Here is a 25069-nt window from a genome sequence, read left to right as displayed (position 1 = left end):
AAATAAGGCATAAAAAGAGCCCCCGAGTAGGGGGCTGCCAGTAATAAGAGTGTGATTGTCGGGCCGTTTCGGTGCCCCCTTAAGGGGGCGACCACAGGAGTTAGGCCCTTATAGGGCCTGAGCAAACCACCCGTTCAACGGGTGGTTTTGATTATGCCATTTTTAATTGTTACAGGCCTTTCTCTGTACTTACAGTATCGCTATGCAGGTAATGCAGTAAGCGCGGCCTTGTGTATTCGCATTCCTTATGCAATGTGTCCTTTGGCTTTAATCACTTCGATGACTTCGTCCACGTATTTCTCGCAGACTTCATCGCTTTCCGCTTCCACCATGACACGGATGACCGGTTCGGTGCCGCTTTCCCGTACCAGGATACGGCCGGTATCTCCAAGGGCTTCCGCCACTTTGGCAACGGCTGCCTGTACGTCCGGGTCGTTCTGTGCGTCCGGTTTGCTCTTTACTTTCACGTTCTTCAGCACCTGCGGATAGAAAACAACAGGCGCCGCCAGCACGCTCATGGGTTTTTCCTTGGCCAGCATAACTTCCATCAGCTTCAGGGAAGTGAGGATGCCGTCGCCGGTGGTGGCGTATTTGATGAAGATGGTGTGGCCGGACTGTTCACCGCCGATGCGGTTGCCGGTATTTACCATGTTTTCATATACGTATTTATCGCCGACTTTGGTCTTTTCATATTCGATACCTACTTTATCCAGTGCTTTGTACAGACCGAAGTTGGACATGATGGTGGTAACCACTTTGTTGTTCAGCAGCTTGCCCCGTTCTTTCATGTACAGACCATAGATGTACAGGGTGTGGTCGCCGGTGACCACGTTGCCCTTTTCATCTACGCACAGGCAACGGTCCGCGTCGCCGTCGTAAGCAAAGCCGATGTCCAGCTTGTTGTCCACTACAAACTTCTGCAGGTGTTCGATATGGGTGCTGCCGCAGTCCGTGTTGATATTGCAGCCGTCCGGCTGGTTGTTGATCACATAGACCTTGGCGCCCAAAGCGTCAAACACCGCTTTGGCAATCTGCCAGGAGGCGCCGTTGGCTACGTCCAGGCCGACCTTCACATTCTTGAAGCTGAATTTGGACAGGGAGATCAAATAGCCGATGTACCGGTTGCGGCCTGCCACATAATCCACCGTACGGCCGATGGCAGCCCGTTCCGCCATGGGAACGTCGATTTTTCCGTCAATATAGTCTTCTACTTTCAGGATGGTTTCTTCGTCCATCTTTTCGCCGTTGCTGTTCAGCAGTTTGATGCCGTTATCATAGAACGGGTTGTGAGAAGCAGAAATCATGATGCCGCAGTCAAAATCATCCACCCGGGTGATGTAAGCTACGGAAGGCGTGGTCGTCACATGCATGATGTAGGCATCCGCGCCGGACGCCACCAGGCCCGTGCAAAGGGCCGATTCGAACATGTACGAGCTGCGACGGGTGTCTTTGCCGATGACAACTTTTGCTTTTTTGCCCAGCCGGGCGCCGTAGTACCAGCCCAGGAAACGGCCGATCTTCACCGCATGCTCAAAGGTCAGGTCTTTGTTGGCTTCGCCGCGGAAGCCATCTGTACCGAAATATTTACCCATCGTTACATTTCCTCCTTATGGATGATTTCTCCGCTGTTCTTCCAGATGGAATCAGCAGGTACAACGCCTCTCACACAGGAGGTGGGATAGACATTGCTGTTCCGGCCGATGACCGTGCCCGGATTCATAACCGCGTTGCAGCCGACTTCCACGTGGTCCCCCAGCATGGCGCCAAACTTCTTGATGCCGGTTTCAATCTGTTCCGTCCCGTTGTGGACGACGACCAGTTTTTTATCTGCCTTTACGTTGCTGGTGATGCTGCCGGCGCCCATGTGGCTGTAATAGCCCAGGATGCTGTCGCCAACATAATTGTAATGGGGAGTCTGTACGTGATCAAATAAAATTACGTTCTTCAGTTCCACGGAGTTGCCCACTACGCAATCCGCACCCACTAATGCGGTGCCGCGGATAAAAGCGCCGTGACGAACTTCCGTGTTGGGCCCGATAATACAGGGCGCACCCAGATACGCGGTGGGGAAGACGGTTGCGGTTTTATGAACCCAGACCTGGGGCTTTACTTCTTCATAGTCGGCGCCCAGAGTAGGGCCCAGCTTCAGGATCAGTTCCTTGATGCCTTTCAGGGCTTCCCAGGGATAGGTGAAGCCTTTCAGGTAATCGGCAGCCAGGGTATGATCCAGATCATACAGATCAGTAATGGTATACATGAATTACAATCTCTCCTTCTTTTCGATATCCAGGAAATATTTGTAGGTGTCTACGGTCAGTTCGCCGCAGGCCGCTTCATCACAGGCGATAATCGCGCCGTTGTGCATCTGCAGGGCGCTGCAGGTCCATTTGTGGGACATGCCGCCTTCTACGGTAGCCGCCAGCGCTCTGGCTTTGTTGTGGCCGTTGATCAGGATTAGCACTTCCTTGGAATCCGTTACGGTGCCAACGCCGACGGACAGCGCCTGGGACGGAACCTTTTCCGGATCGTTGCCGAAGAAACGGGAATTGACAATACGGGTATCCGTGGTCAGGTTCCGCAGGCCGGTACGGGAAGCCAGGCTGGTGAAGGGCTCGTTGAACGCAATGTGGCCGTCTACGCCGATGCCGCCCATGAACAGGTCGATGCCGCCGTAGGAAGCGATCTTGGCTTCGTAATCCGCGCATTCCTTCACCGGATCTTTGGTCATACCGTTGAGGATGTTGATGTTCTCCGGTTTCATGTCCACCAGGTGATTAAAGAAATTGTCGTGCATGAAGTACCAGTAGGACTGATCATGTTCGTGGGGCAGGCCCAGGTATTCGTCCATGTTGAAGGTTACCACGTTGGCGAAGCTCAGTTCCCCGGCCTTGTTCATGCGGGCCAGTTCCTTATACACGCCAATCGGGGAAGACCCGGTGGGCAGACCCAGTACGAACGGACGATCCTTTTCGGGACCTGCGTTATGGGCTTTAATACGGTTTGCGATATAGTTGGCGGCCCAAAGGCACATTTTTTCATAATTATCCTGAATAACGACTCTCATTATTTCATTCTCCTTTTGTCTTTTTACAGTTTTCTGATTTTGTAACTTCTTTCAGTGATAAGAGAACCTCTGTTACGGTTTTAATTCCGCTTTTTGCTTTCCCTTTCACGATGCACTGTGCACCGTGGCAGCATCCGCCGAGTCTTTCGACAACTGCCAATCCTCGTCACCCGTTCAGGGCCTGGCGCTATAGAACCTCCTGCTTATCCTCCCCGGTCAGAGATTCCATTTACTTTTGGGGTACCTTATTGACGTATCTCCGTCTGAAACGTTGCAAAGTGTTTTAACGCAATATGTTGGTTGAACCTTTACAAACCACTCCTAATTATAGTAGGAAATTGCGATGGCGTCAATAAAAAATTGGGATTTGTCCTCACAAGTATGCGGACAAAATCGGAGCATTACACTCCGGTCCCGTCAAAGCAGGGGATGAATTCTCCGCAGGCTGATTCTTCTTCCTGCACGAACCCGTCTTCGATACCGCTGTCGAAGAGATAATCTTCCACTTCTTTATATTCTTCCGGCGTAACCTTCCGGTTCAGTTCCGGGTATTCGTTGGCACGGCCGCAGGGTACATACTGGTGCATGAGGCTGAACATCACATCCCCGGGCTTAAAGGTCTGCGCCACCCAGTCAATGACGCGTTTCGTATTTTCCAGATATCCGGGCAGTACCAGGTGGCGGATGATGACGCCACTCTGCATGATGCCGTCTGCGTCCAGCCTGTAGGGGCCGACCTGCCGGAACATTTCCAGAATGGCTTTCCGGCTGATGTTCCAGTAATCGTAGGCATTGCTGTATTTCAGCGCCAGCGTATCGTCGCTGTATTTCAGATCCGGCAGCCAGATCTGTACCTTGCCTTCGAATTTCAGCAGCGTGTCTGTGGCTTCAAAGCCGCTGGTGTTGTATACCACGGGCACCGGCAGCTTCTCGTCCAGGCTTTGCAGAATGGAATAGGCGAAGTGGGTAGGGGTGACTAAGTCAATATTGTGTACACCCTTGTCAATCAGTTCGTGATAGATTTCTTTCAACCTTGGCACGGAGATTTCCTTTCCTTTGTTCAGGCAGCTGATCTCGTAATTCTGACAGTAACAACAGTGCAGATTGCAGCCGGTGAAGAACACGGTTCCGGCGCCTTTTGTGCCGCTGAGGCAGGGCTCTTCCCACATATGGACACCGGCCCGGGACACTACCGGTAAAATCCCGACGCCGCAGCAGCCGAACATGCCGTCGGTATCGTGGATGCTTTCGGGGCGGTCAACGCCGCAGCGGTGAGGGCAAACGTAACATAACATGGCAGAGGGCTTCCTTTCTATGTTTTTGGTTCTTGATTATACTGTAAATCCGATAACATCTCATTGTGTTTTACTACTTGCATTATATATATTTTATCACAGAAAGGCTGATGCTGCAGAAAATGTTCCGGCTCGTTGACAAGTTCCGATTATAAAGGATATAATAAAGCACAGAAAGGTCATGTGACTGACGGAAGTGGATTCACCACATGGAGCATGACTGTGAATGCCGACCGTCTGGGCGAAAGCACAGGACTGGCCGGCTTTTGCTTTTATAGCAGCGAAGTGTTTGACCGGAGCATCCTGTCGAATCAGTCTTTTGTAAAAATTGAATCAGGTTTAAAACAAAACCGCAAGGAGGAACTGCACATGAATGAAATGGCGCTGAAGTATGGCTGCAACCCCAATCAGAAAATCGCGAAAGTGTATATGAAAGACGGGAAGGATCTGCCTTTTACTGTACTGAACGGACGTCCCGGCTTCATCAATCTGCTGGATGCTTTTAACAGCTGGCAGCTGGTAAAAGAATTGAAAGAAGCGACGGGTTTACCTGCTGCGGCTTCCTTTAAACACGTCAGCCCGGCTGGCGCCGCAGTGGCCACAGAGCTGAGCGACACCCTGAAGAAGATTTATTTTGTAGACGACCTGAAACTGACACCCATTGCATCCGCCTACGCTGCCGCCCGCGGGGCGGACCGTATGTCTTCCTACGGTGACTTCGCTGCTCTGTCCGATATCTGTGACAAAGAAACGGCACTGTTGCTGAAACGGGAAGTTTCCGACGGGGTCATTGCCCCCGGTTATACGGAAGAAGCCCTGGAGATCCTGAAAAGCAAACGGAAAGGCACTTATCTTGTAATGCAGATGGATGCGGATTATGTGCCGGAGGAACAGGAGACCAAGCAGGTTTTCGGTATTTCCTTTGAACAGAGCCGCAACAACGCAAAGATTACGGCAGACCTGCTGGCAGAGCGTCCTACCAAGAACAAAGATATTCCCGACGCAGCTGTCCGCGATCTGCTGGTGGCGCTGATTACGCTGAAATACACCCAGTCCAATTCGGTCTGCTATGTAAAAGACGGCATGACCATCGGCGTGGGGGCCGGGCAGCAGTCCCGCATCCACTGTACCCGCCTGGCCGGTAACAAGGCGGACATCTGGTGGCAGCGGCAGAACCCGAAGGTGATGGCCCTGCCCTTTAAGGCGGATATCCGCCGTCCGGACCGGGACAACACCATTGACGTATATATTTCCGATGACTATGAAGACGTGCTGGCGGAGGGTACCTGGCAACTGTTCTTTACGGAAAAGCCGGAACCGCTGACCAGGGAAGAAAAGAAAGCCTGGGCGGCCAAATTGACTGGCGTTGCCTTAGGCAGCGACGCTTTCTTCCCCTTCGGCGACAATATTGAACGGGCCCACCGCAGCGGCGTACAGTATGTGGCGGAAGCCGGCGGCTCTATCCGTGATGACCATGTGATCGAAACGGCAGACAAGTACAATATGGCAGTTTCCTTTACCCATTTACGACTGTTCCATCACTAATGATGAATCACGCATTTTTCCGACAGGATACCGTGGAACTGGCCCGCAAACTGTTGGGCTGTTTGCTGATACACCATACACCCGACGGCGTAGCCGGCGGTATGATTGTAGAAGCAGAAGCCTATGTGGGCGCCATTGATAAAGCATGCCACGCGTACCGGAACCGGAGCGGGAGGACGGAGATCATGTACCACGACGGCGGGTATGCCTATGTGTACCTGATTTACGGTATGCATCACTGTTTTAATGCGGTGACCGGTCCGGAAGGGGAGGGCAACGCGGTGCTGATCCGCGCCCTGGAACCGGTTATCGGACTTGAACTGATGCAACAACGGCGCCATACGCAGACCGTGCAGCATTTATGCAGCGGGCCGGGGAAGGTGTGTCAGGCATTGGGCATTACCAAAAACGAATACGGACTGGATTTGTGCGCGGCGGACAGCCCGCTGCGTCTGATCCGTTACCGGTATATTCCGGATGCGCAGATCGTTGCAACGCCCCGCATCAACGTAGCCTACGCGGAAGAAGCCGCGGCCTGGCCCTGGCGGTTTTACGTGAAAGATAATCTGTATGTTTCAAAATAAAGAACAACCCTCATTTCGATTCATGTGTGTGAGCCGGAATGAGGGTTTCCTTTTTGTTTTAACGGCCTGGCACAGTGGCAGCTCTCCCGAACAAAGCAATAAAATGAAGGTATGATAAGCTGCTTGGATACAAGACATACAGACTGTCTATATTTATAACAGAGAGCAGGCTGAAAAACCGCACCTCGACTGGAGTTGCAAAAAAAGTTCGGTCACTGAAGTGACCGAATAGGGGAATCTGGGTTTATTCAAGCAGTAATGTTCTGCCGTTTTTCAGTGTGACTCCGCGGGAAAGGGCGTCTTCACATTCTGTATTGCCGATGTATCCGTATTTCAGCATTTCTTTCAATACCAGCCGCACCCGTTTGGCGCAGCCGGCCGGATTTTCGTAAGGGTTCAGGGCGCTGGGGGCGTAAGGCATGGCGGCCAGCATGGCGCTTTCGGGGAGTGTCAGCCTGGCCGGTTCTTTGCCGAAATATTTCTTTGCAGCGTCCCGGATTCCATAAGCGCCGGCGCCGAAATAGGTGGTATTGAAATAGATTTCCAAAATCTCATCTTTGGAATATTTCTGTTCCACCCGTGTGGCCAAAATAGCTTCTTCCGCTTTCCGGGTGAAGGTCTGCTCGCTGCTAAGGAATACGTTCTTCACCATCTGCTGGGTGAGGGTGCTGCCCCCTTGCTGTACTTCGCCTGCCTTCAGGTTGGCAAAAGCCGCCCGGGCGATACCCACATAATCCAGGGCGCCGTGTTTGTAAAAATCGTGATCTTCTATGGCAAGCAGGGCTTTCCGGGTGTGGTCCGGGATCCTCTGCAAGGATACCCATTCCGGATCGGAACGCAGCGACGTTACCGTTTCTTCCACATGCCAGATGGTGGATACTTTCACTAAAGCGGAATCACCGCCCTGTTTTACCTGTTTTCCCAGTTTGTCGGCTCCTTTGGCGGCAGAATCCGCCAGCTTTCCGGCCTTATCCGGCAACGCAGCACCATCCAGTGCTTTCCCTGCGGATTTTGCCGCGTCACCGACCTTGTCAGTCACGGCTTTTGCCTGCTGACCGGTCAGGTCGATGATGTTTTCTATTTTAGGATTCTTTTTAAAGTCATCCGCCGCCTGACTTATCGGTTTGGGAATCTCTGGCTGCGGACCTAACATACTCCAGCCGATAAAGAGCAGAATGAAGAGGACCGTCAGCCCTACTATCTGCGGAAGACGGCTTTTCTTATGTTTCTTCTTGCGCATGGTATCTCCTTGCTTCTGTTATTAACACTATTGTATCAAGCCGGAAAGCATTTGGCAAAGCCACTTTGTGAAATTTTTACTATTAAAATGTAAAAGAATATGGTAAAATACTAAATTATAGCAGTTCGATTCTTAATTCCATACAGATGAGAGGGGTTATCATGAAATTAAAGCATAAGGATTTGTTGTGCATCCACGATTTATCGACAGAGGAAGTGCTGCTGATTCTGGACGTGGCGAAAAAGCTGAAAAAGATGCAGAAGCTGGGAGTTCCTCATGAATTCTGCAAGGGCAAGACCCTGGCCATGATGTTTTCCAAAGCATCCACCCGTACCCGTGTTTCTTTTGAGACGGGCTTCCATCAGCTGGGCGGGCACGCGATTTACCTGAACGACCGGGATTCCCAGATCGGCCGCGGCGAACCGATCCGTGATACTGCCCGGGTACTGTCCCGTATGGTGGACGGCATCATGATCCGTACGTTTTCCCATGATTCCGTTATCGAATTGGCAGAATATGCTTCCATTCCCGTCATCAACGGGCTGACGGACCTGCTGCATCCCTGTCAGGCCCTGACGGATCTGCTGACCATTGAAGAACAGCTGGGCTCTTTAAAAGGCCGTAAGCTGGTGTATGTAGGGGACGGCAATAATATGGCCCATTCCCTGATGTACGCCTGCGCCAAAGTCGGCATGGATATGGTCTGTGCCAGCCCGAAAGGTTACCAGCCGGATCCGATGGTTTTGAAACAGGCGCAGGAAGACGCGGCGCAGACGGGGTGTACCATTTCCGTGGAAGAAGATATTGCCAAAGCAGTCAAAGGCGCTGATGTATTATATACAGATGTCTGGACCAGCATGGGACAGGAAGCGGAACGGGAAATCCGTCTGAAAGCGCTCCACGATTACCAGATCAACAGCGAACTGCTGAAGGCGGCCAACCCCGGGGCTATTGTGCTGCACTGCCTGCCGGCCCACCGGGGCGAGGAGATTACGGAAGAAGTGCTGGAAGGACCGCAGTCCTTTGTGTGGGATCAGGCGGAAAACCGTCTGCATACACAGAAAGCCATTATGGTGCTGCTGATGAGCGACGCGGAACTGTGATGCATATCGTTTCAGCGCAGGCTGCGTCTGGCTTTTTCGGTATTTCAAAGTGCAACAGCACGCGATGCAATGCATGAAATATTTTATAATTATTCAAAAAAAATGAAAAAAATTGCATAAAAACACTTGCATTTTTTTCATTACGTGCTACAATAAGCATGTTAAAACTTTATCCGAAGCAACTGCGACAGGCAGGGCTATGCAGGAAAACACTATTACGACAAGGGAGGCCCTTTAAAATGGCAAAAGTAAAAAAGGAAGACATCAAAAAAGTTGTATTAGCATACAGCGGCGGTCTGGATACCTCCGTTATCATCCCCTGGTTAAAGGAGAATTATAACAACTGCGAGATCATCGCGGTCTGCGCTGACCTGGGTCAGGGCGACGAACTGGCTCCGGTGCATGACAAGGCTATCAAATCCGGCGCCAGCAAATGCTACATTCTGGATCTGAAAGAAGACTTCATCGCCAATTATGTATGGCCCTGCGTAAAGGCCGGCGCCGTATATGAAAAGAAATATCTGCTGGGGACGTCCTTTGCCCGTCCGCTGATCGCTAAGCACCTGGTGGACATTGCCCACAAGGAAGGCGCCGATGCGGTGGCTCACGGCGCTACCGGCAAGGGCAACGATCAGGTACGTTTTGAACTGACCGTAAAATCGCTGGATCCGGATCTGGCCATCATCGCGCCCTGGCGTGAATGGGAACTGCGTTCCCGCGATCAGGAAATCGATTACGCGGCAGCTCATAACATTCCCATTCCCGTATCCCATGAAGACGACTATTCCATGGACCGCAATATGTGGCATCTCTCCCATGAAGGTTCCGATCTGGAAGATCCCTGGAACGCGCCTCAGGCGAAGATGTTCCGGGTAACCTGCACGCCGGAGACCGCGCCGGACAAACCGGAAATGATCGAGCTGGAATTTGAGCAGGGCGTTCCGGTATCCGTAAACGGGAAAAAGATGAGCCCGGCCCAGCTGGTGGAAACCCTGAATGCCATCGGCATCCGCAACGGCGTAGGCATCAGCGATATCGTGGAAAACCGTCTGGTGGGCATGAAGAGCCGCGGTGTGTATGAAACCCCGGCGGGCGCCATCATCTACTATGCCCACAATGAACTGGAAAACCTGTGCCTGGACCGGGATACCTATCATTACAAAGAAGGCCTGGCCATCAAATATGCGGAACTGGTGTATGACGGAAAATGGTTCTGCGCGCTGCGGGAAGCTTTGGAAGCTTTCGTTAATGAAACCCAGAAGACCGTTACCGGTACGGTACGTCTGAAACTGTATAAAGGCAACATCATCAGCGCCGGCGCCAAATCCCCGTATTCCCTGTACAGCAAGGAATATGTGACCTTCGGCGAAGACGAAGTGTATGATCAGAGCGACGCAACCGGTTTCATCAATCTGTTCGGCCTGCCGTTAGCCGTACGGGCCATGATGAAGAAAGGCACGTTAAAATAATGGCCAAATTGTGGGGCGGTCGGTTCAGTAAGAATACGAACGAATTAGTGGACGCATTCAATGCGTCCATTAATTATGATAAGCGTTTGTATCAGGAGGATATCCGGGGCAGTATGGCCCATGCCAGGATGCTGGTAAAATGCGGCATTATTCCGGAGGCAGACGGAACGAAGATCGTGGCGGGACTGCAGGATATTCTGAAAGATATTGAAGCCGGCAACTTTGAATTCAGCGTAGCGCTGGAAGATATCCATATGAACGTGGAAGCGCGCCTGACGGAACGGATCGGGGATGCGGGGGCAAGACTGCATACGGCCCGGAGCCGCAACGACCAGGTGGCGCTGGATATGCATATGTATATGAAGCGGCAGATCGTGGAGGTAGCGGAACTGCTGCTGGAGTTTGAAAAAGTGATCCTGGCTGTGGCAAAGCAGCATGACAAGACCCTGATGCCCGGCTATACCCATCTGCAACGGGCCCAGCCTATTACCTTCGCCCATCACCTGCTGGCGTATTTTAATATGCTGCAGCGTGACTTCCGCCGTCTGCTGGGCGTGTGGGAGGATGCGGACATTATGCCCCTGGGAGCCGGGGCCATTGCGGGAACCACGTTCCCCATTGACCGGTTCTTTGTAGCGGAGCAGTTAAATTTTAAAAATGTGTATGCAAACAGCATGGATGCGGTCAGCGACCGGGATTATGTGCTGGATTTCCTTTCTTTTGCCTCTGTATTGATGATGCACATGAGCCGCCTGTCCGAAGAGCTGTGCCTGTGGAGCAGTACGGAATTCGGTTTTGTGGAGCTGGACGACGCTTTTGCCACCGGTTCCTCCATGATGCCCCAGAAGAAAAATCCGGATATTTCCGAGCTGGTGCGGGGCAAGACGGGCCGCGTCTACGGCGAGCTGATGGCTATGCTGACTACATTGAAAGGCTTGCCGCTGACGTATAATAAAGATCTGCAGGAAGACAAGGAAGGCCTGTTTGATGCCATTGACACGGTGAAGTTTACGCTTCAGGTCTACAGGGACATGATCGCTACCATGACGGTAAATACTGACCGGATGCGGTGGGCGGTGTCTCACGATTTTTCCAATGCTACGGATCTGGCAGACTATCTGGTCCGGAAAGGGCTGCCGTTCCGCAAGGCCCATGCGGTAGTGGGACAGTGCGTGGCCTATGCCATTAAAGAACACAAATTCCTGCTGGACATGACGCTGGATGAATATAAGCAGTTCTGCGAACTGTTTGAGCCTGACCTGATGGAGGCGCTGGATCCGGAACATTGCGTTAACGCCCGGGTTTCTTACGGAGGCCCCAGCTATGTGGAAAACGACAAGCAGCTGGAGAAAGGCGAAGCGATCCTGAAAGAACAGGAAGAAACGCTGAAGGCATTGCGGGAAAAAATCTGAGAGAGACAAAAGTGAAAATGCCGGCAGAGGAAAAAGACCGGCCGCTATGCAGATGAACGGCTCAGCGTCTCCTTACATAAAGCTGACAAGCTCTTTTGTCTGAAGATTTTCAATTTTTTTGAAGATTTTCAGCAAAAGGGTTTGTTTTTTATGGCGAAATTTACTATAGTTTGTTATAATAAAATGTACAGGTTTATGACAATTCAAATTTTAGCTGTTTATAGAAAGACAGGGTGAATCCATTGCTGGAACAATTTCAGGCATTAGCAAGGACGATAGGTATCCTGGATATAGTCGATACCGGTCTAGTTGCTTTTTTTCTGTACAGAATTTATATCATGCTGAAAAATACCAGGGCTGCGGCATTAGTCAAAGGACTGATGGTGCTGGCCTCTCTGGTTATTGTCAGCAAATGGCTGAATCTGCATGTCATCAACTGGATTCTGGAAAAAGCCATAACCATGATGATGGTTGCGCTGCCCGTGGTTTTCCAGCCGGAACTGCGCCGCGCCCTGGAGCAGATTGGCCGGGGCCGTTTGTTCCGCAAACGGATTGAACTGGATGAAGCGGAATTGAAAGACATGATCGAAACGGTGGCTAACGCTACGGTTATTATGGGACAGCGGAAAATCGGCGCCCTGATCGTCTTTGAACGGGCGGTAGGTTTGGAAGAGAGAATTGAAACCGGTGTTGCCATTGACGGTCTGGTGACGGACAGTCTGTTGCTGAATATTTTTGAAAAGGATACGCCCTTGCATGACGGTGCAGTCATTATCCGGGGCAACCGGATCGTGGCGGCTTCCTGCCTGCTTCCCCTGACTGAGGCCAGAGGGCTGAGTCAGGAACTTGGCACACGGCACCGGGCTGCTATCGGTATTTCGGAACAGTCGGACGCCCTGGTTGTGGTTGTCAGTGAGGAGACGGGCACGGTTTCAGTCACCCGTAATGGTGAGATTTTCCGCTATCTGCGGCGGGAAGATGTGGTAGATATGCTGCAGTCCGCTTTAATGGGGCATCATCGTTTTACGCTTAAACAGTTGGCCCTGGAAAAACTGGATGAATTCCGTAACAGAAAAACGGGGGAAGCAAACGACGCCAGTAAGATTGCAAAACCGGGAGGCAAATCATGATCAACAAGAACGCTGAGAATCGTGATAAATGGTTTGCCCGGTTCATGTGCGTATTCATTGCCTGTTGCCTGTGGATCTATGTGATGAGCGAGCAGAATCCTATCGTGGAAAAGGAGTTCGCGATTCCGCTGGCTTCCCGTAACCTGGCGGAAGGGATGATTGTGTTCAATGTTCCTGAAAAAGTCAGTGTGCGGGTAAGGGGTACACGAACCGCGCTGGCAAATATGCCCGAAAGCGATATTTTTGCTTTTGTGAATTTAAGCAAGCTTTCTGTGGGTACACATACGATCCTGGTCAATGCCCGCTTTGCCAGGGGGGATGTAATACAGGTGACACCGCCTGCAGTCAACCTGTTTATTGATATGAAGAAAGACAAGATTGTGCCTGTTACAGCAGAAATTGTCGGCTCTCCCAATAAAGATTTTGCGGTGGATTCGCACCTGCTCACTCCGTCGGAGGTCAAAGTGGAAGGGGCTGCCACCCGTCTGGAAGCGTTGGATAAGATTTTCGTACCGGTGGATGTGGGCGGCCGCAGCGAAGAATTCACTGTGACGCAGAAACCGCTGGCTGTGGCAAAGGACGGTATGGATATGCAGGATGTGACCATTGATCCCGCCGAAATCATCGTCCGGACAAAACTCAAAAAACGTATCCAGACTGCTACCTTACCGGTCAAGATTGCCTATAAAGGTGAACTGGCAGAAGGACTGAAAGTCACCAGCGCTACGGTCAATCCGTTTAAGGTTACCGTTTCCGGTACGCCTTCGGTGATCGACAACCTGAAAGAACTGGATCTGGAGCCGGTGGAACTGGAAAAGATAACCAAAAATGCCACGGTGCCGGTGAAAATCATATTACCCGAGGGGGTAAGCGCGTCCAGGCAGACCGTTGATGTGGATCTGACGGTGGATGGGACTGGCGCGGAAAAAACAAATGAATAGTATCTGAAACTGCAGAGGAAAGAGATTTGTGAGTTTGCCGGCTGCCTGTGCAACTGGCGGGATAAACAGCTCTTTCCTTTTGAAATTGTAATAATAACGATTGTTTTGAGTAGTAGTGTTACGCGATTTAATCGACGCGTTTTACATGTAGGGCGGATACAGGAGAAATAATACAATGACGCTGATACGGCTGCGGGTCAACGATATACGTGTAAGCCTGCGGAAAGAAAAAACGTTAAAAGAGTGTGTGGCAGACAAACTGGGAGTCAGACAGAACGCATTGCAGAAAGTGCAGGTATTGCACCGGGCCGTGGATGCGCGTCGCAAGAATAACATTGGTTTGCTGTACCACGTAACCGTGGAAGCGGATCTTCCGCAGTCTGTGACCCGGAAAATACTCAGCCGGCCGGGGGTAAGTGAATTTATATCCGCGCAGCCGGAAGCTCCGCAACTGGGAGAAGCGCCTCTGGCAGAACGTCCGGTTATCATCGGCGCCGGACCGGCAGGCCTTGTGGCAGCGTTGGAACTGGCAAAGTACGGATATCGGCCTGTTGTGCTGGAACGGGGGCGGGCCCTGCATAAACGAGTAGAAGATGTAGACCGTTTCTGGCGTACCGGTCAGTTTGATCCCTTGTCCAATGTACAGTTCGGTATGGGAGGGGCAGGTACTTTTTCTGATGGCAAGCTGACCACCCGGGTCAACGATCCGGTAATGGCCGATATTTTGCAGGCTTTTGTCAAAGCCGGAGCCCCTTCGGAAATCCTGACCGAACACAAGCCCCATGTGGGGACGGATAAACTGCGGGCTATGGTGCAGGGACTGGCAGCGGAGATTCAGCGGTGTGGCGGTGAGATCCGGTGTGAGACACAGGCTGTTGACTTTTTAATTAAGAATGACAGACTGACCGGATTACTGCTGAATGATGGAACGACACTGGCGACGGAAACGGTGATTCTGGCCTGCGGCCACAGTGCAAGGGATACCTACAAGGTGCTGGCAATGAAAGGCGTGGGGATGGAAGCAAAAGCCTTTGCCATAGGCGTTCGTGTGGAACATCCCCAGGTGCTGATCGATAAGGCCCAATATGGAGATTTTGCCGGGCACCCGCGGCTGGGCGTGGCGGATTATGCACTGGTTTATCATACGGAGGACAAAAAACGCGTGGCCTATTCTTTCTGTATGTGTCCGGGCGGGCAGGTGGTGGCGGCAGCTTCCGAGGAAGGCGGCGTTGTGGTCAACGGCATGAGCCTGTACCGGCGGGACAGCGGGATTGCCAACAGCGCCCTGGTGGTGAATGTAACCCCTGATGATTTTAGCGCGGATCCGCTGGCGGGGGTCGCGTTCCAGAGAAAGTATGAAGAACTGGCCTTTGTGGCAGGCGGTAAAAACTATGAAGCCCCTGCCCAAAGCGTACAAAGCTTTTTGCAGGGGACACTTCCTACAGTACGGGACGCGCAGAATTACCTGGCAGAGTCAGCCATGCGTTATCGGGATGACAGTCACCCGGAAAAAAACGATGCGTCCTTATCCGTCGCGCTGCCCAGCTACCGCCCCGGTGTAAGGCCGGCTGCGTTGGAATCCGTTCTGCCTCCTTATGTGAGTGACACATTAAAGCAGGGGATACAGTATTTCGGCCGCAGGATCCAGGGCTTTGACGGCCCGTCAGGTATCCTGACGGGAGTGGAAACCCGGACTTCGGCGCCGTTGCGGATTGTGCGCGGAGCAGATTATCAGAGCGTGACCCATGCGGGCCTTTATCCTTGCGGAGAGGGCTGCGGATACGCAGGAGGTATTATGAGCGCGGCGCTGGACGGTTACCATGTGGCCCGGACGATTATGAAACGGTATAAACCCTTTTAAGAAGTCAGGAACAAAAGAACTGATGCCTGAATGATCAGCGCATCAGCCTGAAAAGGTGAGCAGAAAATAAAACGAGTTGTAACAACGGCTTATGGAAGCATTGTTACAACTCTTCTTTTTTGCTTTCGTATTCCCTGAGCAGGCTGCGGTAAAGCGCCCAGGCTGAGTAGCAGTCCGCCAGGGCCCGGTGTTCTCCTTCTGCCTGAAGATTATAATACTTCATCAGCGCGTCCAGACCGAATTTCCCTCCTGTCTGGGTAGGAAGCAGGCGTTTGGCGATGCGTTCCGTGTCCAGAAATCTGGGCAGGAAAAGATCCTTGCGGTGAAACCGGCGGCAGGCCATGTTGATATTCATGATGTCGTTATAGCCGATGTCGTGGCCTAACACGATACTGTCGCCAACAAACGCGAAAAATTCATCCAGTACATCTGACAGCTTTGGTTTGTCTGCCAGCATATCTTCTGTGATTCCGGTTATGGCGACCACTCGTCTGTTCAGTTTGGTGATAGGCTTTACCAACTGCTGGTAAATATCCAAAATGTCACCGGACGCAGAGACCCGGATCGCGGCAATTTCGGTGATGTCCTCTTCCAGAAAGCCGGCGCCTTCCAGATCGAACACAACGAAACTGCAACGGCAGGGATTGGGAATCTCATTTTTGTTGACCCGGTTCTGCACCTGTCTGCGCCAGTTTTGCCGCCGCTTTTTGGCCAGCGCAAGCTGTTTCTGTCTGGGCGTCAAAGCGACTGCTTGTTTTTGTCGGGGTGTGATTGCATCTTCTTTCATATTTCCATCCTGATTGTAAAATAGAACTGCAACCATTATACCATATCTGACAGATGGTTCCAAATGAAATATTCCGTCCGATAGCAATTGGTTTTATAAAACGCTGGAAATTACGCTGAATTTATCTTAGAAACTGGAAAAAGAGAAGAATATAGAGTATAATTATATAAAACGGCAGTAATAATATTATCCTGGATTATTAACCTTATGTTTATTTACGAGGTCAGGTCAGATGTCACGGCGCGGCGTATTGTATCAGGCGGTCATTTTAATAAGCTTTCTTTTATCTTTGTGCCTGCTTCCGGTAATGGCGGAGGCAGAGCATCACCGGTCTTTGTTTGCGTCTTATAAGGAGACGCTGTTTCACAGCGGGAACGGCATGCTGTCCGATGAGGCAAACGCCATTGCCCAGAGTCATGACGGCTATTTGTGGATTGGAAGTTATGCGGGGTTGATGCGGTATAATGGTCAGTCCTTTCAGCAGATGAAGGATGCAAACAACCAGGCGATCGTCCGGGTGAGCTGCCTGTTTGAGGATTCCCGGCAGCGCCTGTGGATTGGTACCGCGGACGAGAGCCTGTATTGCTATGAAAACGGGCTGATCCGTAAAAAAGAAGAAATTACTGCCACCAACCAGAAAGCCATTGCGGAAGACCGGGAGGGCAGGATCTATGTGGCTGCCGCCAACGGTGTGGCCGTCTATAATGAAAAGGCCAGGACGCTTCAGCGTTGGATCGACGATCCGCGGCTGCAGCATCATATGGTTGTTTCCCTGGCGACGGAAGACATCGGAAGGATCTGGGGGGTAACCTATGACGGCGATGTATTCCTGCTGGATGATCAGCGGGTAATCGCATACTTTGACAAGCGTTATTTTAACGGATACTATCCCAATCATGTTTTTTGTGACAAGGATGGCATCATCTATCTGGCAACGACGGGCAATGCGATTCTTCGCCTGGATACGTATGTCAATCAATATACAGACGGGGAAGATCTGCGGATTCGGACATTTGCCACCGGAGAGCTTGAAGACCACCGTGGTCTGTGTCAGGATCAGGCCGGGCGTCTTTTAGTCTGTGCCCGTAACGGACTGGGCTATTTTGATCGGGACATGGTATTCCATAAGGTTGAGGGAGGGCTGTTTGAATCTTCTGTGGAACAAATCATGCAGGATAATTATGGCGGTTACTGGCTGGCGTCTTCCAACAGCGGCGCGCTGCATATTGCCCGGACCCGCTTTACGGATATTTCCGCTATGGCGATGCTGCCGGAGGTTACCTATAATGCAGTGATAAAATATCAGGGCCAGCTGTATCTGGGGGCGAATAACGGTCTGCATATCCTTGACAGCCAGTACAACGTGATCCACAACCCTCTGACCCGGATGCTGCGGGGGACGCGGGTACGTTATTTTGCGGAAGATACAAATGGAAATCTCTGGATTGCCACGTATCGCAGGTTCGGATTACTGCGTTATAAAGACGGGCAATGGCAGAAGTGGAGCGTTGCGGAAGGCATGCCTACCAACAAGATCCGTACGCTGCTGGTGCGCAAAAACGGGGATATTGCGGTAGGAACCGGAGACGGTCTTGTTATTATGCGTAATAATGCGATACACCGTATCTATGACCGTGATACCAGTGCGGTGGAAAATGGGGTCATCCTGTCCCTGTGTGAAGATCCCCAGGGCAATCTGTATATTGGCAGCGACGGTGACGGAATCTACAAGCTGGAAAAGGATAATACCGTCCAGGCGATTCCCATGGCAGACGACGGAAACCGGCTGGGATCCGTTATTTCCATGAAATGGGATACCCGACAGAACGGGATGTGGATCAACAATGGCAGGGGCGTTTACCTTATGAAAGATGACATGATCCATAAGGTTGACACAGGTTCCCTGAACGTCAGCAATCTTTTGGAAGTGGTGCCTTCCGCAGATCATCTGATGGAGGAACGTCTGTATCTGTTTTCTTCGCAGACGGCCCAAAGCATGGATGTGGCAGAGTTGTTGAATCCCCATGTGGAAAAGAGCGAGAGGATGAAGTCGTATCATTCCATCTCTTTCGAAAATACGCAGGATTCTTCCCTGACTATGAATGCCTGCCATTACTATGCGCCGGAAGAACAAAAGCTGTACCTGGCCTGTTCCCGGAACGTGCTGACGCTGGATGAACTGAAAAACTGGGAAGGGGCCGCGCAGCCACGGGCGATGATTGACAGTATCCAGATCCGGACGCCGGATGGCAATGTGATCAACGCCTCCTATAATCAGGAGATTATCATCCCGCAGGATTTCAGCCAGCTGGATATTACCTTTGGCGTATTGTCTTTAGCCGGGGTAAACAGCGACCTGTATTATTACATGGAAGGTTACGATACCAAGCTGATACACGTGGAAGGCAAACAGAGCCATGAAATGCACTACTCCACGCTGCCGGGAGGGAAGTACGTGTTCCACGTGCTGGCCAGAGGCCGCGACAATTCCTTCCAGAGCGAAATGTCCGCCTCCTTTAACAAACCCAAAACCCTGGCGGAAGAAACATGGATGCGGGCTCTCATTTTGCTTGTGGGCGGCTGGCTTCTGATCCGGTTTACCTATTTGTATACCAAAAAACGGAATGAGAAGAAACTGGCAGAAGCGGAAGCCAGACGTAAACTGGAAGAAGAATTTACAGAGCGTACCATCCTGATGATGTCCAATACCATTGACGCCAGAGATCAGGATACCAACGGCCATTCCCGCCGGGTGGCCCAGTATACGGTAGAGATTGGAAAACAGGAAGGGCTGCCTGTTGATGAATTAAGAGAGTTGTACTATGCGGCCTTACTGCACGACATTGGCAAAATAGCCATTCCGGATAATATTTTGAATAAACCCAGCAAACTGACCGATGAAGAATATGGAGTGATTAAGAGTCACACCAGCCGGGGTGCGAATATTCTGAACCAGATGAAAAATCAGCGGCTGGCTGACGGGGCCCACTATCATCACGAACGGTATGACGGCAGGGGCTATCCGGAAAAACTGGCCGGGGAAGCAATTCCGCCTTACGGACGTATGATTGCCGTGGCCGACGTGGTAGACGCCATGTACTCGAAGCGGGTGTATAAATCAGGTATCACTATGGATGTTGTCATTGCAGAACTGAAACGTTGTGCCGGCACGCAGTTGGATCCCCGGTATGTGGAAGATATGGTACATATCCTGGAGAACGGTTTTGTTGCGGATGAGAACCGGGAAACAATGTTTGATAATGAGTAAGGAAGAGAAAAGTGTAATGAAAAAGACAGGGATTGTTTATCAGCTTGTTGCTTTTTGCTGTTGCCTGCTGAGTTTTTGCTTTGCGGGCCGGGCACTGGCGGTAGAAAATCAGCGTTCCATGTTTGCTGCTTACAAGCAAACACAGTATAATTCGGCGAATGGGATGCCTTCCGATGAAGCGAATACCATTACCCAGACCCGGGACGGATATTTGTGGATCGGCAGTTATTCCGGCCTGATGCGTTTTAACGGTCAGGTCTTTCAAACGATGAAGGATGTTGACGACCAGATCATTTCCCGGGTTCGCTGTCTGTATGAAGATTCCAAACACCGGTTGTGGATCGGAACTACAAACGATGGAGCGTATTGCTACGAGAACGGTCTGATCCGCCAGACCGACAGTATCCGTGCCACCAACCAGAGAGCTATTACAGAAGATAAAGAAGGTCGGATTTTAATTGGCGCGGCGGAAGGCGTTGCCATTTATGATGAGCGGCAGGCTGAACCGTTATCCTGGATCGAAGATCCCCGCCTGAAGAATCATATGACGGTTTCTCTTACGGAGGATCTGGAAGGAAGAGTCTGGGGCGTTACGTATGACGGGGATGTGTTTGTCCTGAAGGATGCCAGGATTGCTGCGTACTTTCCCAAAACGGGATTTAAGGGACAATCGCCGAAACATGTTTTTTGTGATATAAACGGCGTTGTGTATCTGGCAACATCCGGTAATACGGTCATGCGTGTGGAAGACTCTTCAGATGCGGCATTTTTATCTGAAAACCTGAAAGTTACTGCGTTTAGCACCGGCAAAATCGAGAATCACAGTTCCCTGTATATGGATCATGAAGGGAAACTGATGGTCTGTGCTAACAACGGGTTCGGTTTTTTTGATAAGAGTATGCAATTCCATGAAGCGGAAGGCGGACTGTTCAATTCTTCCATTGAAAAGATTATTCAGGATTATCACGGGAACTACTGGCTGGCCTCTTCCCGTTCCGGCGTGCTGAACATTGCACGCAGCCGGTTTACAGATGTATCGGGAATGGCTATGGCTCCCAAGGATGTATATAATGCGGTCATTAAATACCGCGGCGACCTGTATATGGGAGCGGACAACGGTCTGTACGTGATGGATGCGCAGCAGAAGCTGATATCCAATCCGTTAACGGAGCTGTTAAAAGGAATCCGTATCCGTTACTTTGCGAAAGACCGGGAGGATGCCCTGTGGATCGCTGCTTATAATAAGTACGGGCTGATTCGGTATAAAGACGGGCAGTGGAAGAACTGGACAAGAAAGGATGGCCTGCCTTCTGATAAAGTGCGTTCCCTGCTGGCTCTTCGCAACGGTGATATGGCTGTGGGTACCGGGAACGGACTCGTCATCATGCACGACGGCGCAATCCATAAGACCTATACCCGTTCAACGCACCGGGAAATGGCCAATGGCGTCATTCTTTGCCTGTGTGAAGATCCGGACGGCAACCTTTACGCCGGCAGTGACGGATCCGGCGTCTATAAAATCAGGACAGACGGTACGGTCAGGGCACTGCCTTTGGCGAAGAATGGCGATAACCTCGGCTCCATCCTGTCCATGGAATGGGATGAGAAACGAAACGGCATGTGGATCGGCAACGGCAATCATGTTTACTTCATGCAGGGAGAAGATGTAGTAAAAATTAACACGGGCAAGCTGAATTCGGTAAATCTGTTTAAAATCGTGCCCTACGGCGACAGGCTTTCCATGTTTTCTTCACAGATGATTCAGAGCGTGAATATCGCTGATTTGCTGGATCCCAACGTGGAAAAAACAGAACGGATGAAGTCGTACAGCTCCACACGGTATGATAACACACTGAACTCTTCCCTTACTGTTAACGCCTGTCATTACTATGACCCGGAAGAGCAAAAGGTTTATCTGGCCTGCTCCCGCAATGTGTTGGCGATGGATTTGAATTATAATGTCAGAAACTATGTAATTCCGTATGCGGTCATCGACAGCATCCAGATCCATATGCCTGACGGCAGCGCAGCCTATTATCCAACCAATAGTGATATTGAAATTCCGCAGGACTTTACCCAGCTGGATATCAAGTTCAGTATCCTTTCCTTTATCAATTCCCAGAGTGAACTGTATTATTATCTGGAAGGATACAACCGGATGCCGATCCGAAATGAGGGAGGCAATTCCCATATCACCCGTTACTCCACGCTGCCGGGCGGAGATTACACATTTCACGTAATTTCTCAAAGCCGGAACGACCCGTCCAAACGGCATGAAACAAAAATAAAGCTGCACAAAAAGAAGAAGCTGTCTGAAGAAACCTGGGCACAGGTTGTGGGAGCGGTGCTGGCATTGGGTCTTGTGGGCGGTATCGTGTATCTGGTCATGAAGCAGCGCAGTGCAAAGAAGCTGGCGGAGGCGGAAGCAAAACGGAAAATGGAAGAAGAGTTTACAGAGCGGACCATTCTTACGATTTCCAATACTATCGACGCAAAAGACGAATATACCAACGGCCATTCCCGCCGGGTGGCGCAGTACGCGCTGGAAATCGGCAGGATGGAAGGGTTGAACCTGGAAGAGCAACGGGAGCTTTACTATGCGGGGTTGCTCCATGACATTGGTAAGATAGCGATTCCGGACAGTATTCTGAAAGGAAAAACCAAGCTTACGGATGAGGAATATGCTACCATAAAGAGTCACACCAGCCGTGGCGCAGAGATTTTGGCGGAAATGAAGAACCAGAAGCTGGCGGACGGGGCTCACTATCATCATGAGCGGTATGACGGCAAGGGTTATCCGGAACATCTGAACGGCGAGAAGATTCCCATGTACGGACGGATGATCGCTGTCGGCGACGTGGTGGATGCCATGAATTCCAAGCGCACATATAAGGACAGTATAGATATGAGTGTCGTAATTGCGGAATTGAAACGGTGTGCCGGCACACAGCTGGATCCACAATATGCGGCAGACATGGTGAGAATACTGGAAGGCGGCTTTGTGGCTGATGCGGACCGTGATGTAGATTTTGAAGAAGAGGAAGAGTAAGATATAAAAAACGGCGAAACGTTTCTGAGTTGTTCAGTACGTTTCGCCGTTTGATGTTTTGTATAAACAAAAATGAACGTGCTATATATCATGCGGCAGGGAAAGACATGAGCAAAACATCGGGAACGATTGCGATATTCCATGAGATGAAATGTGCCGTCGTGGCGAGACTGTTTGAGGGGCGAAGCCCCGAGTTTCGAAGCCACAGGCACATGAGTCCATGGAATAGCAATCGTGGACGGTTTTGCGATGTCTTTTCCTGGCAGTATGTGATATAAGCATGCAGTTTTCTTTAGTCGTTTACCTTTTCGTCAATATCCTTCTGCATGCGGGCGATGAAGTCGTCCAGTGTCATGGCGCCCAGATCGCCGCCGTGGCGCTGACGTACCGCAACGGTACCGGATTCGGCTTCCTTTTCGCCGACGATCAGCATGAAGGGAACCTTCTGTACCTGGGCTTCCCGGATCTTCTTGCCGATCTTTTCATTGCGGTCGTCCAGCTGGGTGCGATAGCCAAGTTCAAACAGTTTGTCATTGACTTCTTTGGCATAAGCCTGCTGTTTGTCGGTAATGGGCATGACGCGAACCTGGTTGGGAGCCATCCAAACAGGGAAGGAACCTGCAAAGTGTTCGATCAGGATGCCGATGAAACGTTCGATGGAACCGTAAACCACGCGGTGGATCATAACCGGACGGTGTTTCTGTCCGTCTTCCCCGGTGTATTCGCAGTTGAATTTTTCCGGCAGCTGCATATCCAGCTGAATGGTACCGCACTGCCAGGTACGGCCGATGGAGTCCTGCAGATGGAAGTCGATCTTCGGGCCGTAGAAAGCGCCGTCGCCTTCATTGATAATGTAGTCCAGATGGTTGGCTTCCAGCGCTTTGCGCAGGCCTTCCGTGGCCAGTTCCCAGGATGCGTCGTCACCCATGGAATTTTCCGGACGGGTAGACAGTTCCGCATGGTATTTCAGGCCGAACGTGGAGTACACTTCGTTGAACAGTTTGATTACGTTGGTGATTTCCGGCTGGATCTGTTCCGGGGTCATGAAGATATGGGCATCGTCCTGGGTGAAGCAGCGGACACGGAATAACCCGTGCAGCGCGCCGGACAGTTCGTGACGGTGTACCAGGCCCAGTTCCGCGTAACGGAGCGGCAGTTCCTTGTAGGAGTGAGGGCGGGTGTTATAGACCATCATGCCGCCGGGGCAGTTCATGGGTTTGATGGCGTAATCCATGTCGTCGATCTTGGTGAAATACATATTTTCCCGGTAATGATCCCAGTGGCCGGAACGGATCCACAGATCCCGGTTCATGATCATGGGGGTCATAACCTGTTCGTAATGGTATTTGCGATGTACCTGATGCCAGTATTCCAAAATGGCGTTGCGGATGCGCATGCCGTTGGGATGGAAGAAGGGGAAGCCGGGGCCTTCGTCGTGCATGCTGAAGATATCCAGCTCTTTGCCCAGTTTGCGGTGATCTCGCTTTTCTGCTTCTTCCAGCATGTGCAGGTACTCGTCCAGTTCTTCCTTGCTGGGGAAAGCCGTACCGTAGATACGCTGCAGCATTTTATTCTTTTCGTTGCCGCGCCAGTAAGCGCCTGCCAGGCTCATAAGCTTAAAGGCTTTTACCCGTCCGGTGGAAGGGCAGTGGGGCCCGGCGCACAAATCGGTGAAATCACCCTGGGTGTACAGGCTGATAACTGCGTCTTCCGGCAGGTCGTTGATCAGTTCCACTTTATAAATTTCGTTTTCCGCGGCAAAACGGGCCAACGCGTCTTTGCGGGGTACTTCGCTGCGCACCAGCGGAAGGTTCTGCTTCACAATTTTTGCCATTTCCTTTTCAATGGCGGTCAGATCTTCCGGCGTGAAGACATGATCGCTGTCGATGTCATAATAGAACCCGGTGTCGATAGCGGGCCCGATGGCAAACTTCACACCCGGGAACAGGTGCTGGATGGCCTGGGCCATTACATGGGACGCGGTATGGCGGATGGCATGCAGGCCTTCTTTGGTGTCGGGCGTAACAAATTCAACGGCAGCATCTTTTTCAATGGTATCGCTGAGGTCTTTGTTCACTCCGTCCACTACGGCTAACAACGCCTGCTTGCCTAATTTCTGATTTAAGCTTTTGGCAATTTCCAGATAGCTGGTGCCGGCAGCGAACTCTTTGACACTGCCGTCCTTTAACGTAACTTTTACTTCTGACATTTTGCTAATCCTCCTAAACGTAAACGGTAATTTCGCTGAAAACGCAGGATCTCAAACAAAACCGGAACCTTATTTGTTATGGAGTTCGGTCCTTCACAACTTCTGTTTCCGG

The 25069-nt window shown here is 51.2% G+C and carries 17 protein-coding genes and 1 riboswitch; of the genes, 10 read left to right on the top strand and 7 right to left on the bottom strand.

Annotated elements, in window-relative coordinates; genetic code table 11:
• Nucleotides 1-245: 245 nt before the first annotated feature.
• The 4 genes from glmM to QZV31_RS04900 form a co-directional block, all read right to left on the bottom strand.
• Nucleotides 246-1592 carry a phosphoglucosamine mutase gene (glmM, locus tag QZV31_RS04915; protein ID WP_093730098.1) on the bottom strand — a complete coding sequence of 449 codons (1347 nt, stop codon included), beginning with the start codon at nucleotides 1590-1592 and terminating at the stop codon, nucleotides 246-248.
• Between the two features lie 2 nt (nucleotides 1593-1594).
• Nucleotides 1595-2257, bottom strand: a complete 663-nt coding sequence (locus QZV31_RS04910) for a hypothetical protein (RefSeq protein WP_295358686.1) — start codon at nucleotides 2255-2257, stop codon at nucleotides 1595-1597.
• Between the two features lie 3 nt (nucleotides 2258-2260).
• Nucleotides 2261-3064 (bottom strand): glucosamine-6-phosphate deaminase, encoded by an 804-nt coding sequence (nagB, locus tag QZV31_RS04905; RefSeq protein ID WP_093730100.1) that lies wholly within the window; start codon nucleotides 3062-3064, stop codon nucleotides 2261-2263.
• Nucleotides 3065-3465: 401 nt separating this feature from the next.
• Complete coding sequence (locus tag QZV31_RS04900) at nucleotides 3466-4359, bottom strand: 4Fe-4S cluster-binding domain-containing protein (protein ID WP_295358683.1); 894 nt, start codon at nucleotides 4357-4359, stop codon at nucleotides 3466-3468.
• Nucleotides 4360-4532: 173 nt separating this feature from the next.
• Nucleotides 4533-4609, top strand: a riboswitch (ZMP/ZTP riboswitch).
• Between QZV31_RS04900 and QZV31_RS04895 the strand changes: the two genes are divergently transcribed.
• Nucleotides 4582-5904, top strand: a complete 1323-nt coding sequence (locus QZV31_RS04895) for a phosphoribosylaminoimidazolecarboxamide formyltransferase (protein WP_295358681.1) — start codon at nucleotides 4582-4584, stop codon at nucleotides 5902-5904. Its footprint overlaps the riboswitch before it by 28 nt.
• The gene (locus QZV31_RS04890; RefSeq protein ID WP_295358679.1) at nucleotides 5904-6488 is read left to right on the top strand and encodes a DNA-3-methyladenine glycosylase; all 585 of its coding nucleotides are present in this window, start codon (nucleotides 5904-5906) and stop codon (nucleotides 6486-6488) included. Before QZV31_RS04895 ends, QZV31_RS04890 begins: the two co-directional genes overlap by 1 nt.
• A 244-nt stretch (nucleotides 6489-6732) precedes the next feature.
• Here the strand turns inward: QZV31_RS04890 and QZV31_RS04885 are convergent, their stop codons facing one another.
• Entirely contained in the window at nucleotides 6733-7728 is a 996-nt protein-coding gene (locus QZV31_RS04885; RefSeq protein WP_295358677.1) for a biosynthetic peptidoglycan transglycosylase, read from the bottom strand.
• A 161-nt stretch (nucleotides 7729-7889) separates the two neighbouring features.
• Between QZV31_RS04885 and argF the strand changes: the two genes are divergently transcribed.
• From argF to QZV31_RS04855, 6 genes are all read left to right on the top strand, one after another.
• The gene (argF, locus tag QZV31_RS04880; protein WP_093730109.1) at nucleotides 7890-8831 is read left to right on the top strand and encodes an ornithine carbamoyltransferase; all 942 of its coding nucleotides are present in this window, start codon (nucleotides 7890-7892) and stop codon (nucleotides 8829-8831) included.
• 239 nt (nucleotides 8832-9070) lie between these two features.
• Nucleotides 9071-10300, top strand: coding sequence for an argininosuccinate synthase (locus tag QZV31_RS04875; RefSeq protein ID WP_295358674.1), 1230 nt, complete (start codon nucleotides 9071-9073; stop codon nucleotides 10298-10300).
• Nucleotides 10300-11712, top strand: a complete 1413-nt coding sequence (argH, locus tag QZV31_RS04870) for an argininosuccinate lyase (RefSeq protein WP_295358672.1) — start codon at nucleotides 10300-10302, stop codon at nucleotides 11710-11712. Before QZV31_RS04875 ends, argH begins: the two co-directional genes overlap by 1 nt.
• A 233-nt stretch (nucleotides 11713-11945) precedes the next feature.
• Nucleotides 11946-12842: a diadenylate cyclase CdaA gene (cdaA, locus tag QZV31_RS04865; RefSeq protein ID WP_295358671.1), complete on the top strand. Its 897-nt coding sequence runs from the start codon at nucleotides 11946-11948 to the stop codon at nucleotides 12840-12842.
• Entirely contained in the window at nucleotides 12839-13783 is a 945-nt protein-coding gene (locus QZV31_RS04860) for a CdaR family protein (protein WP_295358670.1), read from the top strand. Before cdaA ends, QZV31_RS04860 begins: the two co-directional genes overlap by 4 nt.
• A gap of 175 nt (nucleotides 13784-13958) precedes the next feature.
• A complete protein-coding gene (locus QZV31_RS04855) occupies nucleotides 13959-15644 on the top strand; it encodes an FAD-dependent protein (RefSeq protein ID WP_295358669.1) in 1686 nt (561 codons plus the stop codon).
• A gap of 103 nt (nucleotides 15645-15747) precedes the next feature.
• Here the strand turns inward: QZV31_RS04855 and QZV31_RS04850 are convergent, their stop codons facing one another.
• Nucleotides 15748-16431: a 3'-5' exonuclease gene (locus QZV31_RS04850; RefSeq protein ID WP_295358667.1), complete on the bottom strand. Its 684-nt coding sequence runs from the start codon at nucleotides 16429-16431 to the stop codon at nucleotides 15748-15750.
• Nucleotides 16432-16663: 232 nt separating this feature from the next.
• Here QZV31_RS04850 and QZV31_RS04845 point away from each other — a divergent pair, with 232 nt between their 5' ends.
• A complete protein-coding gene (locus QZV31_RS04845; protein WP_295358665.1) occupies nucleotides 16664-19699 on the top strand; it encodes an HD domain-containing phosphohydrolase in 3036 nt (1011 codons plus the stop codon).
• A 16-nt stretch (nucleotides 19700-19715) separates the two neighbouring features.
• Nucleotides 19716-22748, top strand: a complete 3033-nt coding sequence (locus QZV31_RS04840; RefSeq protein ID WP_295358664.1) for an HD domain-containing phosphohydrolase — start codon at nucleotides 19716-19718, stop codon at nucleotides 22746-22748.
• Nucleotides 22749-23040: 292 nt separating this feature from the next.
• Here QZV31_RS04840 and thrS read toward each other — a convergent pair whose 3' ends face one another.
• Nucleotides 23041-24957: a threonine--tRNA ligase gene (gene thrS, locus QZV31_RS04835; protein WP_295358662.1), complete on the bottom strand. Its 1917-nt coding sequence runs from the start codon at nucleotides 24955-24957 to the stop codon at nucleotides 23041-23043.
• Between the last annotated feature and the right edge of the window lie 112 nt (nucleotides 24958-25069).

Source organism: uncultured Succiniclasticum sp. (assembly GCF_902793885.1).
Taxonomy (GTDB): domain Bacteria; phylum Bacillota; class Negativicutes; order Acidaminococcales; family Acidaminococcaceae; genus Succiniclasticum.
Note: the sequence above shows the minus strand (reverse complement) of the source record. Positions and strands in the feature narration are given on the sequence as shown.

Coding starts and splice junctions, on each gene's coding strand:
- QZV31_RS04845 (WP_295358665.1), top strand. CDS start 16,664: ATGTCACGGCGCGGCGTATTGTATCAGGCGGTCATTTTAATAAGCTTT.
- QZV31_RS04890 (WP_295358679.1), top strand. CDS start 5,904: ATGATGAATCACGCATTTTTCCGACAGGATACCGTGGAACTGGCCCGC.
- nagB (WP_093730100.1), bottom strand. CDS start 3,064: ATGAGAGTCGTTATTCAGGATAATTATGAAAAAATGTGCCTTTGGGCC.
- argH (WP_295358672.1), top strand. CDS start 10,300: ATGGCCAAATTGTGGGGCGGTCGGTTCAGTAAGAATACGAACGAATTA.
- QZV31_RS04855 (WP_295358669.1), top strand. CDS start 13,959: ATGACGCTGATACGGCTGCGGGTCAACGATATACGTGTAAGCCTGCGG.
- QZV31_RS04860 (WP_295358670.1), top strand. CDS start 12,839: ATGATCAACAAGAACGCTGAGAATCGTGATAAATGGTTTGCCCGGTTC.
- QZV31_RS04840 (WP_295358664.1), top strand. CDS start 19,716: ATGAAAAAGACAGGGATTGTTTATCAGCTTGTTGCTTTTTGCTGTTGC.
- QZV31_RS04875 (WP_295358674.1), top strand. CDS start 9,071: ATGGCAAAAGTAAAAAAGGAAGACATCAAAAAAGTTGTATTAGCATAC.
- thrS (WP_295358662.1), bottom strand. CDS start 24,957: ATGTCAGAAGTAAAAGTTACGTTAAAGGACGGCAGTGTCAAAGAGTTC.
- QZV31_RS04900 (WP_295358683.1), bottom strand. CDS start 4,359: ATGTTATGTTACGTTTGCCCTCACCGCTGCGGCGTTGACCGCCCCGAA.
- QZV31_RS04885 (WP_295358677.1), bottom strand. CDS start 7,728: ATGCGCAAGAAGAAACATAAGAAAAGCCGTCTTCCGCAGATAGTAGGG.
- glmM (WP_093730098.1), bottom strand. CDS start 1,592: ATGGGTAAATATTTCGGTACAGATGGCTTCCGCGGCGAAGCCAACAAA.
- QZV31_RS04910 (WP_295358686.1), bottom strand. CDS start 2,257: ATGTATACCATTACTGATCTGTATGATCTGGATCATACCCTGGCTGCC.
- QZV31_RS04850 (WP_295358667.1), bottom strand. CDS start 16,431: ATGAAAGAAGATGCAATCACACCCCGACAAAAACAAGCAGTCGCTTTG.
- argF (WP_093730109.1), top strand. CDS start 7,890: ATGAAATTAAAGCATAAGGATTTGTTGTGCATCCACGATTTATCGACA.